This window comes from Desulfurobacteriaceae bacterium (assembly GCA_039832905.1).
GTDB lineage: Bacteria > Aquificota > Aquificia > Desulfurobacteriales > Desulfurobacteriaceae > Desulfurobacterium.
Map to the genome: position 1 here is coordinate 1 of JBDOLX010000056.1, position 4,738 is coordinate 4,738.

Genomic DNA, 4,738 nt, shown 5'->3' on the forward strand with positions numbered 1-4,738 from the left:
GTTGATATGCAAGGTTTTCTTTCATCTTACTCCTCCGCTGTTGGTCTCAGCGGAGGAGCTACCACTTCTTGAACTCCACCCAACTAAGGTATAATTTCATTAACGGTTTTAAGGTCGAACACCATATTCATTTTTGCAATCCCTTTCAGTTAGGTGGAGGAGTTGGCGGCTCCTCCGCTTCCAAATTCATTTTACCACTTCAAAGCAAGATGGTTTCTGAAGACTTTTTTCGTTGAAAAAGTATTTTTCTTATTTTTTCCAAAGTATTTTCTCTAAGGAAATCAATAGTTTCCTCAAAAAATTACTCTCTGTTTAAACGGGTGTTTTGTGAGAAAATTTACAAGTTTGTTCTTGGGTTTGCATATATAAGCAATGTAGATAATAATCGTAAAGTCTTGGTTGAGTTTACCTGCTAGGATATGAAATCATCAATAATTAAAATACCAAACGTTTTCGACGCATGAAACAGGCTTATAACATGTGAAAGCTTCAAGGATTATGAGGGAAACTATAGGTTCTACATTGGTACGACCCCCTAAACCACTGGACAACTAAAGCGAGAGATTAAACAATCTCATAAAGGAGGCTAATCTGGAATATATGAGCTCTCCTAGAAGGTAAGAGGGATTGTCTAATGTTCGCTGATAATCGTACAATTTTTAGGGGGCAAAACTACTTCTTGGTGGAGAGGAATAATGAGAAAAGTTATCATTTGGGCAGGGGGTATTGTTCTGCTTCTTGTTGCATTCACGTTAGTTAGCAGATTTGTGGAAGAGAAAGAAAGAAATTATGTGCAGACTCAGAAGCCGAGAGAGAACCACAAACTCTCAATTTCCCAGCCTACAAAGCAGGGAAGTAAGTTAACCTCAAAATCAATTGCTGAATTTGTGCAGCCAAGGCCATCAAGAGAAGAAAAACAACCTATGCAGAAAAATGAAGAAAACGAAGGAAACAATTTGCAGTTACGTATAAACAAGTTGCAGAGTCAAATGGAAAAAGTGGGTTTCTCTTTCGTGGATACTTCAGAGACCGGAAAGATTTTTAAGTCTATAAAAGACCATAGTGGAAAAATAATCTTTGAAAATGGAGAATTAACGGTTTATCTTTTTGCTCCTGCTGATAAAGCAATTTCAAAAGATAAGCTTGAGAAGATAGTTTTTGATATTAGAAGAAAAACCAAAAGTAGTAATGTTATAGTCCTTTCTGAGGATGGTTTGTTCAAGGTTGTCACAGTTTATAGTCCTGATCTTTCTAAATCTCTAACACCTGACCAAATTGTTAAATTATTCCGTCCTGAAAATTTAGTAGCTTTTTCTTCCTCAAGGAAGATAAGGTTTTATTTTGACAAAACAGAAGTTATAACGGAGGATAAACCTAATATTAATAAGTTACTTTCAGACTTGGAATTTGCGGTTAGAAAAAGTGGTGCAAAGGTGAGTAAGATCATAGTTGAAGGACATACTGACAGTTTAGGTTCTGAGGAATACAATTTAGCTTTATCTCTTAGAAGGGCTCAGATTTTAAATGATGAATTAAGAAAAAGATTTAAGGATGTTCTTATAGTGAATATAGGGAAGGGTGAAAAGTTTCCAATAGATACCAATGATACTCCGGAAGGAAGGAAGAATAACCGGAGGATTGGTGTATCCCTTGAGTTTTCTCTATAAGTGGTTTATTGCTTTATGTCTCGTTTTTTCATTTTTCCTGAATGCAGAGGTTTTGTATTCTCAAGAGTTGACAAATTTAAGTTTAGTCAGAGTTCTTAATGATGACATTTTTGTCTTTCTTCCGCAGAGTATATCTCAAAACTTTGATGTTGAATGGTATGGAAAATTTATAACAATAGATGGAAGAAACCTAGTTCACGGCAAGGGCAGGCTTGTTTTTATAAGAAAAGATGATGGTTACAGAAGTGTCCCTTACAATGTAAGAGCAGAAGAAGGTTATATTGTTGACGATTTAGTTCTAAAGCCTAATCAGTTTTACAGATGTTTAGATGAGAACTGTGTCTTAAAAAGTTTGAAGATAGTTTTCCGTTATGTTCAAGAGGAAAAAACCATAGAAGAAGTTGCTACTTTTAATGGTGAGGTAGGTATATATGAGGATGTTCTAGTTCCCAAATTGGGAAAACTTGAATCAAGAAATTTTATCTACGAGGGAGAATTTAATAAAGGAGAGATTACCGGTTTTGGTAAATTTTGCTTTAAAAGTAAAGGTGTGTTCAGTTGCGATAATGCTTTGATTGTCCAAGAGGGTTTTTGGGAAAAAGGTGGATTTTTAGAAGGATATTTAAAAACTGCTTATTCGGATGGTGCTGTTTACGAAGGATGGAGCATTAACGGAATTCCAGATGGCTGGGGTAGGGTTTTATGGAGCGATGGAAGTAGATATGTTGGAGAATTCTTAGAAGGAAAAAAACACGGAAGAGGTTTTTACTTTTTCTCCGATGGTAGTTGGTATAGAGGAGAATATAAAAATGACCTAAAGGATGGGGAAGGTGAACTTTATATCAAGCCTTTAGCTGTTCATTATGTAGGACAATTTAAAGCTGGAAAGATTCACGGATGGGGCGAATTATACATCGGTAATGAATTTGTTTATATAGGTTCTTTTGAAAATAACTTACCTCATGGTAGCGGTTACTTGATTGACAAATCAGGTAACACTTACGAAGTCATTGTTAATAATGGAAATATCTTATTTGTTAACTCTACATCCCAAAAACTTTCGCTTTATCAGCTTTTCTCTTCTGAAGCATGGGCTTTTGGTATTCCTTCTTTGTCAGATGCTGTTAACTTCTTTTCAAAAAAAGTTCAAGAAGTCGCTGATTGGGTAGAGAAAAATAAAACTCACATAATTAATGCTACCAAAGGATGTATTGCTGGAGGGATTGGAGGAGCTATTTCTGGGGCTGCTGGAGGAGCTGTTGCTGGAGCTGTGGTAGGAAATGTCGTTGCAGGAGCAGCTGTAGGAGCTGCATGGGGAGTACTAAGCGGATGTTTAGATCAGGCTACTAAAGCTTTTGAAAAGAGTCTTTCGGATGAAGATTACACACTTGAAGATGCTTTTCAGTCCTTTGAGGATGAAGCCTTTAGTGCAGAGAATTTCGTTATGGGAGCAGTGGGAGGAGCTGGACGTGCTTTGAAGACTTTAAATTCTGCATCAAAGGCAGGGAAGATCCTAAAAAAGGGGAGCAAAATCTTACAAGTTGGGGAAAAAATTGCTGAAGTTCGCATTATAGAAAAAGCTGGCAAACCATTAATGCATCCAAGTGTAAGGCAGGCTATTTCTAAATTGTCGCAGCAAGCAGAAAGGGCTGTTAAAAAGGTTTATAGCTTCTTGTGCAAAAGGAAATTTATAAAAAGGTTTTGTAGAGAAGGAGAACCTTTTCCCAAAAATTTAACTTTATTTAGTTGGAATCTAGGAAATTTTAGTCCAAAAGGAAGAAAAGAAAAGGATAAGAGATTAATTTATGATTTTCTGGAAAATAGAAATGAGGATATTATTTTGCTTCAAGAGGTTATAAAAGCTAGAGATAAAAGCTGGAATGGTTTCTGGAAAAAACTTGCAAGAAAAACGAAAAGAGAATTAAAAGTGTCTAAACCAAGAGATAGAGGAGAAACTTTTGTTTTTCTAGCGAAGAAAAGTAAGTTTTCCTCTGTACAATTGATTGATAAAGAAGTGTTATCTACTTTACCATTAATAAGTCTTGGAAGGAAACCTGCTGTTGTATGTTTACAAATAAAATCTTTGGCGTCAAAAAGGAAAAAACTTAAGAAAAGGAATAACTATCAAGGACACTGCGATATAGCAGTTATTAACGTTCATGTTGATTTTACAATGAAAATGTTTGGAAAAAAGATAAAACCTATAAAAGTATTTGGAAAGAAAATTTTAAAAAAAGAAGAGTCGGAAAATAAGATCAGACTAACCAAAACGTTCTTTTCTTTATTATCAATTCTTCAAAATTTGAAAAGAAAGTTTTCTCCTAAAGTCATAATTATCGGAGGTGATTTTAACTTAGATCCTGATATCCTAAATATCCCAATAATGAAACTGTATCGGCCAGTAATCCAAGATATTACTACAATTGGTGGTAAGCGGTATGATAACTTCCTTGTTCCTTATTGGGTTGGATCCTCAGGAGAAGTTATATACAGTTTAGTTTGCCAATGTCCCACAGATAAAGTTCATTCCTCCGGACAAGTCTGTAAAGAAATAAATTCATACCAAGAAGTAGAGCAAATGGAGACATTTAGGGAATGTTATAAAAAACATATTAGTGATCATTTTCCTGTAACTGCTAAATTACAGTGGATCTTTTGAGGAGGGAGTGTCGGAGGAGTATCACCCAAGTGTAAAAATTCCAAACCTGAAGAAAGATTGGAGGCATGATAGAATTTACACAGTTCTATGGACACTTCCTCTTTGTGCATTATCATCAAGCTTCCCAAAAATCGTCTATTGCATGCTTGTGAAGAGAAATAGCTCTCTTTCTATTTTCGGGAGCAAATAAAGGTAGTGTACGATATTTTGTGTAAGCTGAAAAAATGGAGTAACCTCCTGGGAAACACCCCACGAATACCAACCCCAGGAGGCAAAAATGGAACTACAAAGGATTTTACCAAACATCATCAAGGAAGTAGTAAAGCAATGCTGTGTCCAAAAAAGAGATATGAGGTAAAATACCTAACATGAGCAGGGACTGGAAGAAGTACAACAGAGAGCTAGTGAGAAG

At 35.7% G+C, this 4,738-nt stretch carries 2 protein-coding genes; both read left to right on the forward strand.

Annotated elements, in window-relative coordinates:
- Positions 1 to 767 precede the first annotated feature (767 nt).
- Positions 768 to 1,667 (forward strand): OmpA family protein, encoded by a 900-nt coding sequence (locus ABGX27_04135; protein MEO2068682.1) that lies wholly within the window; start codon positions 768 to 770, stop codon positions 1,665 to 1,667.
- Positions 1,603 to 4,326, forward strand: a complete 2,724-nt coding sequence (locus tag ABGX27_04140; GenBank protein ID MEO2068683.1) for an endonuclease/exonuclease/phosphatase family protein — start codon at positions 1,603 to 1,605, stop codon at positions 4,324 to 4,326. Before ABGX27_04135 ends, ABGX27_04140 begins: the two co-directional genes overlap by 65 nt.
- Positions 4,327 to 4,738 lie beyond the last annotated feature (412 nt).

What these genes read in the sequence shown, in the direction of transcription:
- ABGX27_04140 (MEO2068683.1), top strand. Translation starts at nt 1,603, where the DNA reads ATGATACTCCGGAAGGAAGGAAGAATAACCGGAGGATTGGTGTATCCC.